The sequence below is a fragment of the Helicobacter sp. genome (genome assembly GCF_014799995.1).
Classification (GTDB): domain Bacteria; phylum Campylobacterota; class Campylobacteria; order Campylobacterales; family Helicobacteraceae; genus Helicobacter_D.
Map to the genome: position 1 here is coordinate 28,717 of NZ_JAAVGY010000040.1, position 14,016 is coordinate 42,732.

A 14,016-nucleotide genomic window follows, 5' to 3' on the forward strand; every position below is an offset into this window, starting at 1 on the left:
CTTATGTTAAAATCCGCGCTATTTATCTTTTTAAAGAATGAAATAAGGTTGATAAATGCTACGATTTGCTCCCTCTCCAACAGGTGATATGCACACGGGAAATTTACGTGCCGCGGTGTTTAATTATATTTTGGCAAAGCAAAGAAATGAGAAATTTCTCTTGCGCATTGAGGATACAGACACGGCAAGAAACATTGAGGGCAAAGATAAGGACATTATGTTTTTGCTCAATCTCTTTGGAATCACTTGGGATAATCTCGTGTATCAAAGCAACAACTTCCCGCGTCATCGCCAACTTGCAGAATATTTGATTGCCAAAGGTGATGCGTTTTATTGCTATTGCACGAAAGAGTTTTTAGAACAAAAACGCGAGGAAGCAAGGGCGCGGCAGGAGGCTTTTCGTTATGAAGACTCTTGGGCAGAGTTAGAAAAGGCAAGCAATCCTAAGCCTGTCGTGCGCTTGCGTGGCTCTAAGACAAAAATGAAATTTACAGATTGCATCAAAGGAGAAATTGAGTTTGCACCTAATGAAATAGATAGTTTCGTGATTTTAAAAGAAGATGGAATCCCGACTTACAATTTCGCTTGCGCGGTAGATGATATGCTCTATGATATAGATTTTATCGTGCGGGGTGAAGACCATGTCAGCAACACTCCTAAACAAATGTTAATCCACAAAAGTCTGAATTATGATAGAGAAATAAAATTTGCCCATTTGCCTATTTTGCTTAATGATGAGGGCAAAAAAATGAGCAAGCGCGACAATGCCTCTAGCGTGCAATGGTTGCTAGATTCCGGGTTTTTACCGCAAGCCATTGTAAATTATCTGATTCTAATGGGCAACAAAACCCCTTGCGAAGTTTTTACATTGCAAGAGTGCTTGCAATGGTTTGAGATTGGCAAGATTGCAAAAGCCCCTGCACATTTTGATATTGACAAGCTAAAGTTCTTAAATCGTGAGCATTTCAAACGATTCAATGAGCAAGATTTGGCGGTGCTTCTAGGTTATAAAGATTCCACCATTGGCGCATTGGCAAAAATTTATTTGCAAGAAGCAAGCACTCTAAATGAAATGAGAGAAAAAGTTGATAGAATCTTTGCTAATAAAGCATTGCTTCTCAATCAAATTGAAAAAAATGCGCAAGAGATAGAATCTCAAAGTAAGGAAATTTTGGAGTTTCAAGAGGAAATTGTGAGCCTGCAAAAAGTTATTTTAGAAATGCTAGAACAACAAGATTGGACAAGAAGCGAATTTGACGCTTTCAAAGGGCTTGCAATGGAAAAAAGCAGCCTTAAGGGTAAGAAGTTTTTTAAGCCTTTACGCTTTTTACTCACGGGTTTCGCACATGGTCCTGAATTGAGCGATTTATTCCCGATTTTGCGTTTTTATTTGAAAGATATTGTAAGGAGTTAAAATGGTTTTGAGTACATTAATTGAAGCTCTTGCGCAAATTTTAAGTATGGTAATAAATATTTATATTTGGGTTGTGATTATTGCGGCTCTTATTACTTGGGTGCGTCCAGACCCTTATAATCCTATCGTGCAAATTCTTTATAAGCTAACAGAGCCTGTGTATGCCAAGATTCGCAAAATCATTCCTACGCTTCTTGGAGGCATTGATATTGCGCCAATCCTTGTGATTTTGGTATTAAAATTTATAGATTTATTTGTGGTGAGATTGCTTTTTGGATTGGCAAATAGTTTATAACATTGTAAGGAAACGAATGAAAAATGTTTTATTTTTATTAATTTTTATCGGCGTGCTTTTTGCGCAAAACACACAAGAGCACAAGCCGAATTCTAAGCAAACTTCAAGTCCGCAAGCAAAACAAACTACAAACAAGAAAGAATCCAAAACACCAAAAACCAAAGCCAAGCAAGAAAACACTAAGACGACTTTAAACCAAAGCATTACCTTAGACTATCTCAAAAAGCAGCCCGCTGGGATTTCGCGCGATTTTTATATTTGGTTGTTTTTGCAACAAAACATTAGCCCAAAAGAAGCCAAAGAGGCTTATGACCTTGCGGTGAAAAAAAATGCAAAACTTTTTGGGCTCTACTTCAAAAAAGGCAGTAATAAGACGCTTTCGCGTAAAACAATTTGTGAGCGAATGAGTTTAGAAAAACTTCTCAAAGAAGATAGCAAATGTATCGCACTCGCATTGACAACCAAAAAGGCAGAATCGTTAGACAAAAAAACATTGAAAAAGCTTTCACAAAATGTGCAGCCCCATAACCAAAAACTCTCTAAAAATCTGCAAATTTTAGCGGCTAAAGACCCCTTTTCTCATCTTATCACGCAAGACGCAAAAACCTTTGGAGATTTTTATTTTGCGATTTCACCAAACTACCGCAATCGTTTGAACTTTGCGATTTCAAAAGAAACGCTTGTCAAACTACTAAAAGAACATAATGCTACCTTTAATCGCGCACTTAAGGGTATGATTATGAATACTTATTTAGAGAAATTTAATCATTCTCTCACTGCACTTGAACCAAAGGAAGTGCTAGGCTCATTAGACGCGGAGATTGCATTTTATCTTGGATTAAATGCAATGAAATACCACAAAAATGAGCAAGCGTTAGTTTATTTTGTGTATTCGCGAGACAAAGCAAAGCACGCATTTAATAGGAATCGTGCGACTTTTTGGGCGTATTTGGCAAGCAAAGATAAACAATATTTGCAAACTCTCAATGATTCTAAAATGGTAGATATTTATGTGCTTGCAAGCCTTGAAATAACGGGAGCTAAACCTAAATTTAATCTTGTTTATGATATTCCCACACAGCAAAAAAAGGCAAGTTGGAATTTTAAGAATCCTTTTGAATGGGAGCACATTCGCAATTCTTTTAAATCTCTCAAAGGCAAGGACGCAAATTCTCGTCGCCAACAATTACTTGCAAGAGTGGATAGTGATGAGACAAAGCCACATTTCATTTGGCTTACGCATTCTAAGGATACAGAGTATTTCTTAATGCCTTATAAGGAAGTGTTTTCGCGCTTTACGCAAGACAAGCAAGCCTTGCTCTATGCGCTTGCAAGGCAGGAGAGTTTATTTATCCCCACAGCCATTTCAACCTCCTATGCGTTAGGAATGATGCAATTAATGCCTTTTAATGTCAAAGCAATCGCCAAAGAATTAAAAGAAGAGGATAAAGTGGGGTATTTTGATATGTTTGACCCCGCTGTGAATGTGCCTTATGCGGAATATTTCACGCGTCCTCTTGTGCGGGAATTTCATCACCCGCTTTTCGTGGCTTATGCTTATAATGGCGGACCGGGCTTTACGCGTAGATTGCTTGGAAAACATCATTTGTTTAAGAAACAAAATCCCCTAGACCCGTGGTATAGTATGGAAATGATTCCTTATGAGGAATCGCGAGTATATGGCAAAAAAGTATTGGCAAATTATGTGATTTACCAAAGGCAACTTGGGAAAGAAATTAAAATGCTAGATTTGTTACAACAAAGTTTGGTGTATTAAATTTATAAATTTAAGTTTAGTATTGCAAAATTTGATTATAATACTGACAAAATTTAAAGGAGTTAATATGGATATTACAAGTGTTAGCAGTTATTCAGGTTATTCAAATTATGGTAGTTCAGAATCTCAAAATTCTGCACAAGCGCAACAAGCCCAAGATACAAGGGTTCAAAACGAGCAAAATACCCAAGCGCAAGCACAGGCTCAAGCACAACAACAAGCAGGAGTTGCTGACTATTCTAATGGCTTTAACATTATGGCATAAGTCTTCTTCTCGCCTTGTGGCGAGATTTGCTCTAAGGGCTTCGTCTATTTTTAGATTTGCAATTAAATAAATTTTTCTCTCAAGATTCCGCCTTTACAAACTCTTTAAATATTGCAAATTGTCTCATCGTTAGATTTTGTTTTTTGCTTCGTCTGACTCTTTGCAATACAATGAAGCAATTTATAATCTTATCAACCTATAATTTTGCTTTTTTGTCCTTGCGAGGAGCGAACATAGTGAGTAACGAAGCAATCCATAATCTTGCATTGAAGTAAATCAAACAATAGAATCACAAAATCATCTGTGAGATTCTTTTATTATAGATTGCCACGGCCTTTTACAAAGGCTTCGCAATGACAAATAATCAAATGATAGATATGCCACATTATGGATTGCCACATAGAATCTCGCAATGACTGAAATGGAATATTACAAGTAATTTTAAGATTACAAATTGCTTCGTCATTCGCTTTACTCATTCCTCGCAATGACACAAGGCAAGATTCCAATATCTTTAAGCTTAACTCTTGCCCCCCCCCCCCCATTATCTGCTATAATTCTTATCTTTTTTCTTTGCTTTTTAAGAATATTTCATAAACAAAGGCTTTAAATGGTTTTTAGCTCTTTTCCTTTTCTTTTAGGTTTTTTACCTCTGATGCTTTTAGGATTTTATTGTTTAAGATATTGCAAGCAAGATTTTCTTGCAAAAGTCTTTTTGGTGCTAGGAAGTTTATTCTTTTATGCCTTTTGGAATCCCTCTTATCTCTTTTTGTTGTTGGGGAGCATTGGGGTAAATTTTATCATTGGAAAAAAGATTCTAAATACTTTTGCAGTAATGCCTTCTAGGGTTTCTTTGTCAATTGAGCGGGGGGGGGGGCAAAATAATCTTTTAGTAGAATCCCTTTCTCCTACAAACAATTCCTTTTCTCTTTCTAATCCAAATCCTTTAAATCCCACTTCCTCTAAAACCCCCACAAATCCCAAATGCTTTTTAATCCTTGGCATTGTCTTTAATCTCGCTCTACTTGGATTCTTTAAATACACTGATTTTTTCTTAGAGAATTTCAATGCTTTCTCTAAGATTCTCTCTTTAGACTTTAATATTCCCTTGCCACACATTCTTTTGCCTCTAGCGATTTCATTCTTTACCTTCCAACAAATTGCTTTCTTGGTGGATTGTTATAAAAGAATTGATACGCAAGATTTGCAAGAGGAAGGGAAAGCATTAAATTTCTTAGATTATTGTCTGTTTGTGTGTTTCTTCCCTCAACTCATTGCAGGTCCTATTGTGCATCACAAAGAGATGATGCCCCAATTCCATACTTTGTTTGCAAAAGGTTTTGATTCTAAAGTTTGGGAGAGGGGAGCAAAGGGAATCTTTATCTTTTCACTTGGACTCTTTAAAAAAGTCGTGATTGCAGATTCCTTTGCTAAGTGGGCAAATGCAGGATTTGCAGTCGTAGAGCAAGGAGGGAATCTCAATATCTTTGAATCGTGGGCGACTTCTTTGAGCTATACCTTTCAGCTCTATTTTGACTTTAGCGGATATTGTGATATGGCAATCGGGCTTGGATTATTCTTTGGGATTATGCTGCCTATTAATTTTGATTCTCCCTATAAGTCTTTAAACATTAGTGAGTTTTGGAGAAAGTGGCATATTACTTTAGGGAGATTCTTAAAGGACTATCTTTATATTCCGCTTGGGGGAAATCAAAACAAGAAATATCAAGATTCTAAATCTTATGCAATCTTAAACAAAATCTTCACCCTTAGGAATCTCTTCATCGTGGCTTTCTTAAGTGGTATTTGGCACGGAGCAGGGTTTGGGTTTATTCTATGGGGGAGTTTGCACGGGCTTGCGATGTGTGTGCATAGAATCTATGGGTTTATCCTAGAGAGATTCCAACTCCAAAGTGCAAGATTTTTAAAGAGTAAAGTCTATCAAGTGCTTTGTTGGTTTGTAACCTTTAATTTCTTGAATTGCACTTGGATATTCTTTAGGAGTGAAAATGTGCAAGGGGCAATCAATCTGCTTAAGGGAATGTTTGGGATTGTGTGGGTGGAGTTACCGCAAAAAATAAGATTGCCTAAGCTTCTTGCAAACATTGATGGGCGCAATGATACTTTGATTTATATTATTTTAGCCTTTATCGTGTGCTTGTGCTTTAGTAATTCTCTCAAAAGATTAGAGCGGTTTTCACCTAATCTTTGGAATGCCATTCTTACAGGAGTATTTTTCTATTACTCGCTCATAATGCTTGCCTCTACACCCTACACAGAATTTATTTATTTCAATTTCTAAGGGGAAAGAATATGTGGAATCTTAAAAATAAATGGAGTCAAAGTATTTTAAATAAGAATCTTGGGGAGAGGGGGTTTATTGTTAGTGCATCGTTGATTCCTATACCATTTATTGTGCTTCTTGTCATTAATCTCTATCTGTATGACCCTGCACAGATTTTTCATAAACCTTATTTCAGGAAAATAACCTTTTTTGATGATATGCGGGTTGCAGCTAGGGGAATTATCCAGCATTATCATTTTGATTCATATATTTTAGGCACTTCTATGCTAGAAAACACTTCAGCGAAAGAGGCAAAGAAAAAGCTAGGGGGAGAATGGGTAAATATTTCATTGAGTGGTTCTACTTTTAATGAAAGGGCGGTAGTGCTAGAATATTTATTTAAGCACCAATCACCTAAACAGATTTTATATAGTTTGGATTATTTGGTGAGTGTGCAGACTAGAAATGATATGCCAATCAAGCTATACAATGATTCTAATGCTGATGATTTTAGTTTTTATATCAATGATAGATTTGTTGTATGTTCCCTTATATGGTCAAAAGATAAAGGTTGTGTAGGCAAGAGTGATAGTGGGGCAAGACTTGAGGATTCCATCGTGCGTTGGATTGATTTTAAGGACTACATAGGAAGATTTGGAGGAATTGAGAATTGGGTAAAGTTTAAGAATCACGAACAGCTAAAAGAACCTTTGCGAATTTTATCCCAGTACGAAATTCAGAATCTTAAGGAAAATTTCATTGCAGAGGACTTAAATGCGAAAATACGAGAGAATATAACTGAGAATATTTTAAAGTTTGTGAAGCAAAATCAGCAAACACGATTTTATTTCGTGATTCCACCTTATAGTCGTTTGAATTATAAGTTAAATAGTAGGTTTGGAGGTAATTTTTTGCAATTCCAATCTACTTTATCATGGTTTGTTTTAGAGTTAGAAAAATATCCTAATGCCACGCTTTATGGGTTTGATAACTTAGATTATGCAGATGAAATCGCAAACTATAAAGACTTAACACATTATAATATTGATATGAATTCAATGCAGCTAGACGCAATTAGAGAGAATACACATAGACTGACACAAGAAAACATTGAGGGGTATCTTAAGGCTATGGAATCCAAGATTCAAGAATACGAGATAGAATCTTTGATAAAAATTGTCAAAGAGGCGTTAGGAGAGTAACTATTACGCATTTAGTTGTTGTCATTGCGAGGAGCGAACATAGTGAGCAACAAAGCGTCTGTTGCGAAAGCAACCGACCCACATTTGCGAATCTATAATCTTGGATTTTGCGATTCTATTACCGCGTCATTGCGAGCAAAGCGAAGCAATCCATAATCTTGCAAACATAAAATCTACAAAGGCGAGATTCCAAATTATAGATTGCCACGATTTTATTGCATAGAATCTCGCAAGGACGCATTAGGAATAAATTAAATATCATTTAATAAAAAATGCAGGTTATTTTTAATATAATAATCCCCTTATATTTTATATTTGCCCAAAGAATTGGGTTTTAGGAGTAGCAATGGAGCAAACATTATCCATTATTAAACCTGATGCAGTGAAAAAAAATGTCATTGGGAAAATCATTGAACGTTTTGAGAGCAATGGCTTAAGAATCGCAGCAATGAAAAAGATTAGACTTAGCCGATGTGATGCGAAAGACTTTTATGCTGTGCATAAAGACCGCCCATTTTTTGGTGAATTGGTAGATTTTATGGTAAGCGGACCTGTGGTTGTGATGGTGCTTGAGGGATTAAACGCAGTGGCAAAAAACCGCGAATTAATGGGTTCAACCAATCCAAAAGAAGCAGCACCGGGCACAATCCGCGCAGACTTTGCAGAGAGTATTGACGCAAATGCAGTGCATGGAAGTGATAGCCTAGAAAACGCGAAAAAAGAAATTGCATTTTTCTTCGCAACAAAAGAAATTTGCTAATTAATGCATAAAATAGCTTTTGCAAAAGCTTTTCAATCTTGTAAAAATGGAGAAGAGATTCCATTTTGCATTGAAAAAGATGAAGCAAAGCTAGAAGGGATTTTGTCTTATAATAAAAGCCACCCCAATTTACTGAAGCTAAGAGGAATCCTAAGCGGAACAATAGTTCTTGTGTGTGATTTTAGCGGAGAAGAATATATTAAGACATTAGAGGAAACTTTGGAGTTTTATCTTAGTGATGTAATAGTAAATTTGGACAATGAGCATTTTGAAGAAATAGTAGAATGCGAAAAAGGCTTAATTGATTTTGATGAAATTTTGCATAGCGAATTAGAGATGATTCGTTGTGATTATCATACTAAAGAATAAAAGGAGTAAAAATGGCAGTACCAAAAAGACGTGTGAGCAAAACGAGAGCAGCAAAAAGACGAACACATTATAAAATTACATTGGCAGTTCCAGTAAAAGATAAAGACGGAACTTGGAAAATGCCTCATCGTGTAAATAAATTTACTGGAAAATATAAAAATAATTAACTCGGAATATTGAAATGAGAATTGCCGTTGATGCAATGGGGGGAGATTTTGGTTCTTCTCCACTCGTGCAAGGTGCTTTGCAAGCACTAAAAGAACGTGATTTTACACTTGTGCTTGTAGGAGATGAGCAAGTCATTGCTCCGCTTATCCCTGCGGAATATAAGCAAAAAATAGAAATCGTGCATTGCACAGACTTTATTACAATGAAAGAGGGTGCAACTTCTGCTTTAAAACGTAAAGAAAGCTCTATTTATGTTGCGATTGAAATGCTTAAATCCAAACAAATAGACGCCGTAGTTTCTGCGGGGCATAGTGGGGCAACGATGAGCCTTGCAACATTAAAAATCGGGCGGTTAAAGGGTGTTTCTCGTCCTGCAATCTGCACACTTATGCCACGTATTGACGCACAAAAAAGCCTCGTTGTAGATGCGGGAGCAAATGTGGATTGTAAGCCAGAGAATCTCTTTGAGTTTGGGATTATGGGACACGAATATGCGACTGCGATTCTCAATTATCCTAAGGCACGGATTGGCTTATTAGCAAATGGTGAGGAGGAGTGCAAAGGCAATGAAATAACAAAGGCAGCTTTTGAACTCTTGAAAAAACACCCAAGTTTCATTGGTAATATTGAGGGCAATAATATCTTTGACGCCAATGTAGAAGTGATTGTGTGTGATGGATTTGTGGGCAATGTTGTGCTAAAGACAAGCGAAGGGGTGGCAGATTCTATTGTGTTTTTGTTGAAAAAATACATTAAATCCTCTCCTATTGGAATCTTTGGTTCATTGTTTATGAAAAATGTGTTTAAAAAACTTAAAAAGCAAATTGATTATGCAGAATATGGTGGAGCACCGCTTCTAGGCGTAGATGGTAATGTCATTATCTGTCATGGTAAAAGTAATGCAAAAGCGATGAAAAATGCAGTATTTCAAGCGATTTTAGCGGTTGAAAATAATGTCAATGATAGAATCCTAGCCGCTTTGGAGAAATATAAAATTTAAAGAGAATCAATGGAAACACCAATCTATGCAACTTTAAGTTCTATTGGCGCGTATGTTCCTAGCAGAATCATTACAAATGATGATTTGTCCCAAATAGTTGAAACAAGTGATGAATGGATTACCAAGCGCACAGGCATTAAAGAAAGGAGATTTGCAGAGGATAACGAAGCGACAAGTGATTTGGCTACAAAGGCGGCAAAGATTGCGATAGAAAGGGCGAAGATTGATGTGAATGCGATTGACGCGGTAATTGTCGCAACGATTTCTCCAGATTTTTTTTGTATGCCCTCTACCGCGTGTGTGGTTGCGAATAATTTAGGGATTCTTAATAAGCCAGCCTTTGATATTTCGGCAGCTTGTAGTGGATTTATTTACTTGCTTTCTCTTGCAAAATCCCTAATAGAATCTAAAACGCATCAAAACATTTTAATCATTGGAGCAGAAAAAATTTCAAGTATCCTAGATATGCAAGATAGAAGTACTTGTGTTTTGTTTGGTGATGGGGCAGGAGCTGCAATTATCAGCGCGACAGAGGATAAAAGCCTTAGTATTTTAGATGTGCATTGTGCTTCCAATGGGCAATACCAAGACCTTTTAATGACGCCGGGTTGCGGAAGTCGTTGTCCGGCAAGTCCAAGAGTGCTACAAGAGCATTTGCAGTTTATCAAAATGAAAGGCAATGAAACCTTTAAAATCGCAGTCAAAACCTTAACCAAAGATGTCATAGAAATTTTGGAAAAGAATCATTTGTCTAAAGATGACATTGATTTTTTTATCCCACACCAAGCCAATTTGCGTATTATTTCAGCGGTGGGTGAGACATTGGGTTTCTCAAATGAAAAAATTGCTCTTGTGGTACAAAAATATGGTAATACTTCTGCTGCTTCTATTCCTATGGCGATGAATGATTTGTATGAAAGCGGTAAGATTCAGCAAGGTTCAAGATTGCTTTTGGACGCTTTTGGGGGTGGTTTGACTTGGGGTTCTGCGATTCTTACCTTTGGCGGTAAATAATCTTTTTAAATCACAAAATTGAAGTGGAGAGATTCCATTAATTTGGCTTAGCCACCTCTCCCTTTAACTCTTTATCATAATCTGCCTTTTTATAAAACAGCCTTATTCTCTTATTATTAAATTTATCTGATAAAGGGTCTTTTGTCTCATCATAATCTTGCACATTAATTTGCGCCAATCCACACAATAGATGAATCAAATCATCGCTCATAAAGGGTTTATCTTTGGCTGCTTGAATCTTTTGGGCGGTTTCTTTGTGATTCTTGACGAATTCTTCTGTCATCATTATAATCAAAGGCACTTCGGCGGTGAATCTTGAAGTGAAGCCGTGCCCTAATTTGCCTTTGTATTCATAGAGACTTTCCCCGTGGTCGCTGACATAAACAATAATCGCATCAGTCTCTTGATAGATTTTAAAGATTTCATTCAAGACATAATCCCCATACAAAATTGCATTGTTATAGTGTGCGATAATTTCTTTTTGTTTATCATCAATATAAGAGGGATAATGAATGTCTTGGGCGTTGAATTTCTCAAACTCTTTAGGATAGCGATGTTCGTATGCAAGATGTTGTCCTGCTAAGTGAATAATATCCAAGTTAAATTCTGCTTGGTTTTGCTTCAAGGCGGATTGTATGAAAGGCAAAAGATTTTCATCATATCCATTGCTTTTGTCTATAATTTCGCCAGATTCTGTAATGAACTTACTCAAGTGTGTTTGATAATCTGCGAAAAAAGCCATAGAACTAAAAGCCGGTAGTTTCCAAGAAACTTCTTGATTAGAGAAAGTGTGTGTTTGATAGCCCGCAAGTGAAAAGAGATTGATTATATCTAAAGAATTATTCCATTTCTTATTATTATCGTTGTTGGAGAAGTTTAATAAGGTTTTGAGGGTTAATGCAGTGAGAGAAAAAGGCGCAATCGTATCACTAAAGAGGACTATCTGCCCCCCCCCCCCACATTATTTATAAGAGCATTCAAATAGGGAGTATTGAGAAGTGGATAACCATAAGCATTTAAAAAATTCCTTTGTGCAGATTCACCAATGACAAGCACAATGTGCTTAGGAGAATCTTTACTCTTAGAAATCTTGCCTTGATAAGATTCTCTAATAGCTTGATAATTGGCAATTGTTTCTTGCATATCTCTAAAGGAATGATAGAATTGAATCAAGGAATAAGGAATGCGTGTAAGCGAATATCGCATTAATGTATTTTCAAATGATGAGGGTCTATGTCTTACAAGAGCAAGATAGGATTTATTGGCAATCAAAAAAATACTTATTATAAGCAAGGAATAAACAAAGATTTTATTCCATTTTGCTTTGATGCAGAATCTTTTAGGATTGGTGGTAAAAAGCTTAAAATAAACAAAGCTAAGCAAAATAAATCCACAGACAAGTCCAAGTATTTTTAGATTGATAAAGGTAATGAGAAATTCTTTGGCTTCTTTTGGATTGGTTTGCACTAACACTTCTATAATATCAGGTGTGATGAGAGCGGAATAATATTTTACTAAAAAGATTTCTACTATAAATAAAAATGTGCCCACAAAACAAAGGAAATATAAGATATATCGTGCAAATCTATGAAAAATATAGAAAACTAAACATAAAATAAGAATTTCTAATAAAGCTCCAGTGAGGAAAGCCTCTAGGCATTTTTTAACAAAGTCATTACTAGAATAAGTGAAGTAATACCAATACATTGAAGGAATAGTACTACAAGCAAAGAGATAACACACACTTGGTAGATTCTGCCATAAGAAATCAAGAAAGTGTTGATTCGCTTTTGTTGTTTGTTGCTGCATTTTTACTCCTTAAAATAAATTTAATCAATAATCATTCCCTTGCTCTGCCAACCAATCGTGCCACCAAAGCCAAAGAATCTTGCGTGCGCTGAATGAGCGTCTCTTCATAAAATAGAATCTCTAAATCCAAAAAAGCGTGTAAAAGCTCGTTTTTGTGCAATAAATGACTAGAATCACTCGCAAAAGCATTTTGGGATTCTCTCTCGCTTTTGGCAAAGGTTTCAAATACTAGGATTCCACCTTTTTTAAGCCCCTCACGCATAAAGGGAAAAAGCCTGCGCTCTAAAAAATAACTATTGCAAATCAAATCAAAGCTTTGAGGTGGAATCTTAAAAGTATCCAAATCCGCGCAAAAAGCGTGGATGTTGCGTTCATTTTGCAAAGAAGTAATGGCAAAATCCGAAATATCTACACTCTCTACACAGAATCCACAATCCCGTATAAAGCGCGAATTACGTCCCATACCACACGCAATATCTAGGGCTTTAGGATTTTCTTTTGGTGCAATGTGCGTGATGTATTTCTTTAGAATCTCTAAAGGTTCTCCAACGACTGGATTTTCTTGATGTCTAGTATCCCATTTGACTTGGTCGCTCTGCATTAGTCGCAATATCTCTTTAGAATATCTTGATAGGAATCAATGCGTCTATCACGCAAAAAGGGCCAAATTCTACGCACTTCCTCGCTTCTTTGCTTGTCCCATTCAAAGTATAAAATCTCTTCTTTTTCTATGCTTCCAAGTGCTAATAATTCGCCTTGCGCTCCATAAGCAAAGCTAGAGCCCCAAAAGTTAATCCCCTCTAGCACTCCGCTGCTATCCTTTTCAAAACCTACACGATTGATAGCGACAACAGGGATTCCATTGGCGACACTATGTCCGCGTTGCACCGCCATCCACGCCTCTCTTTGTCGTTCTTTTTCGTCTTGCTTATCGCTATTAAACCAACCAATCGCAGTGGGATAAATAAGAATCTCTGCGCCCTTTAATGCCATAATGCGCGCGGCTTCGGGATACCATTGGTCCCAACATATAAGCACGCCAAGTCTGCCTAGACTTGTAGGAATGGGAGTGAAGTCCAAATCTCCTGGTGTAAAATAAAATTTCTCATAGAATCCCGGGTCGTCTGGAATGTGCATTTTGCGATATTTTCCCGCAATGCTTCCATCGCGTTCAAAGACTACGGCAGTATTATGATACAATCCCGCGCTCCTGCGCTCAAAAAGCGAAGTTACAAGCACAATTTTATTGTTTTTCGCAATTTGGCTAAAATACTCACAATCTGCTTCAAAGCTTAGGGCATAATCAAAAAAATCTACCTTTTCGCTCTGACAAAAATATTCGTTGGTATGGAGCTCTTGTAGGAGAACTAATTGCGCACCATTTTTGGCTGATTCTTTAATCATTCTTGCACTCACTTGCTGTGTAGCTGGTTTAGTGCCTTTGTAGGATTGCTGGATTAAGGCTACTTTGATTTTGGATTCCATTTCAGCTCCTAGTAATCTTCGTCCTCATAGTCGCCATCGCTATTATCATAGTCATCTTCGTCATAGAGGAATTTATCGCTGTCTTCGTAGTCTGAACTATAACCATCGTATTCTTCGTCCTCAAACTCTTCGCACTCTTCTTCGCTATCAAAGGGTTTTGAATAAATTTGCATT

Annotated in this window: 16 protein-coding genes; 11 read left to right on the forward strand and 5 right to left on the reverse strand. The window is 36.8% G+C overall.

Annotation, left to right across the window (positions count from 1 at the left end; all coding sequences use genetic code 11):
• Positions 1-55 precede the first annotated feature (55 nt).
• The 11 genes from gltX to HDT10_RS05595 all read left to right on the forward strand — a co-directional run bounded on the left by gltX (position 56) and on the right by HDT10_RS05595 (position 10,548).
• Complete coding sequence (gene gltX, locus HDT10_RS05545; protein ID WP_290880931.1) at positions 56-1,414, forward strand: glutamate--tRNA ligase; 1,359 nt, start codon at positions 56-58, stop codon at positions 1,412-1,414.
• 1 nt (position 1,415) lies between these two features.
• Entirely contained in the window at positions 1,416-1,709 is a 294-nt protein-coding gene (locus tag HDT10_RS05550; RefSeq protein ID WP_290880933.1) for a YggT family protein, read from the forward strand.
• Positions 1,710-1,725: 16 nt separating this feature from the next.
• Positions 1,726-3,486, forward strand: coding sequence for a lytic transglycosylase domain-containing protein (locus tag HDT10_RS05555; RefSeq protein WP_290880935.1), 1,761 nt, complete (start codon positions 1,726-1,728; stop codon positions 3,484-3,486).
• A 67-nt stretch (positions 3,487-3,553) separates the two neighbouring features.
• The gene (locus HDT10_RS05560; protein WP_290880937.1) at positions 3,554-3,751 is read left to right on the forward strand and encodes a hypothetical protein; all 198 of its coding nucleotides are present in this window, start codon (positions 3,554-3,556) and stop codon (positions 3,749-3,751) included.
• A gap of 610 nt (positions 3,752-4,361) precedes the next feature.
• Positions 4,362-6,053 carry an MBOAT family O-acyltransferase gene (locus HDT10_RS05565; protein ID WP_290880939.1) on the forward strand — a complete coding sequence of 564 codons (1,692 nt, stop codon included), beginning with the start codon at positions 4,362-4,364 and terminating at the stop codon, positions 6,051-6,053.
• Positions 6,054-6,064: 11 nt separating this feature from the next.
• Complete coding sequence (locus HDT10_RS05570) at positions 6,065-7,237, forward strand: hypothetical protein (RefSeq protein WP_290880941.1); 1,173 nt, start codon at positions 6,065-6,067, stop codon at positions 7,235-7,237.
• Positions 7,238-7,583: 346 nt separating this feature from the next.
• Complete coding sequence (gene ndk / locus HDT10_RS05575; protein WP_290880944.1) at positions 7,584-7,997, forward strand: nucleoside-diphosphate kinase; 414 nt, start codon at positions 7,584-7,586, stop codon at positions 7,995-7,997.
• A gap of 3 nt (positions 7,998-8,000) precedes the next feature.
• Positions 8,001-8,366 (forward strand): hypothetical protein, encoded by a 366-nt coding sequence (locus tag HDT10_RS05580; RefSeq protein ID WP_290880947.1) that lies wholly within the window; start codon positions 8,001-8,003, stop codon positions 8,364-8,366.
• Positions 8,367-8,377: 11 nt separating this feature from the next.
• The gene (rpmF, locus tag HDT10_RS05585; protein ID WP_115551219.1) at positions 8,378-8,533 is read left to right on the forward strand and encodes a 50S ribosomal protein L32; all 156 of its coding nucleotides are present in this window, start codon (positions 8,378-8,380) and stop codon (positions 8,531-8,533) included.
• A 14-nt stretch (positions 8,534-8,547) separates the two neighbouring features.
• A complete protein-coding gene (plsX, locus tag HDT10_RS05590; protein WP_290880950.1) occupies positions 8,548-9,534 on the forward strand; it encodes a phosphate acyltransferase PlsX in 987 nt (328 codons plus the stop codon).
• 9 nt (positions 9,535-9,543) lie between these two features.
• On the forward strand, positions 9,544-10,548 hold the full coding sequence (locus tag HDT10_RS05595; protein ID WP_290880952.1) for a beta-ketoacyl-ACP synthase III: 1,005 nt from the start codon (positions 9,544-9,546) through the stop codon (positions 10,546-10,548).
• A gap of 37 nt (positions 10,549-10,585) precedes the next feature.
• Here HDT10_RS05595 and HDT10_RS05600 read toward each other — a convergent pair whose 3' ends face one another.
• From HDT10_RS05600 to HDT10_RS05620, 5 genes are read right to left on the reverse strand one after another with little or no spacing between them, the layout of a single operon-like run.
• Complete coding sequence (locus HDT10_RS05600; RefSeq protein ID WP_367159065.1) at positions 10,586-11,491, reverse strand: phosphoethanolamine transferase; 906 nt, start codon at positions 11,489-11,491, stop codon at positions 10,586-10,588.
• Positions 11,488-12,357 (reverse strand): phosphoethanolamine transferase domain-containing protein, encoded by an 870-nt coding sequence (locus HDT10_RS05605; protein ID WP_290880955.1) that lies wholly within the window; start codon positions 12,355-12,357, stop codon positions 11,488-11,490. Before HDT10_RS05605 ends, HDT10_RS05600 begins: the two co-directional genes overlap by 4 nt.
• A gap of 31 nt (positions 12,358-12,388) precedes the next feature.
• The gene (locus HDT10_RS05610) at positions 12,389-12,958 is read right to left on the reverse strand and encodes a methyltransferase domain-containing protein (protein WP_290881209.1); all 570 of its coding nucleotides are present in this window, start codon (positions 12,956-12,958) and stop codon (positions 12,389-12,391) included.
• Positions 12,958-13,842 (reverse strand): carbon-nitrogen hydrolase, encoded by an 885-nt coding sequence (locus tag HDT10_RS05615; protein WP_290880957.1) that lies wholly within the window; start codon positions 13,840-13,842, stop codon positions 12,958-12,960. The genes HDT10_RS05610 and HDT10_RS05615 overlap by 1 nt, the downstream gene beginning before the upstream one ends.
• An 8-nt stretch (positions 13,843-13,850) precedes the next feature.
• Positions 13,851-14,015: a hypothetical protein gene (locus tag HDT10_RS05620; protein WP_290880959.1), complete on the reverse strand. Its 165-nt coding sequence runs from the start codon at positions 14,013-14,015 to the stop codon at positions 13,851-13,853.
• Position 14,016 lies beyond the last annotated feature (1 nt).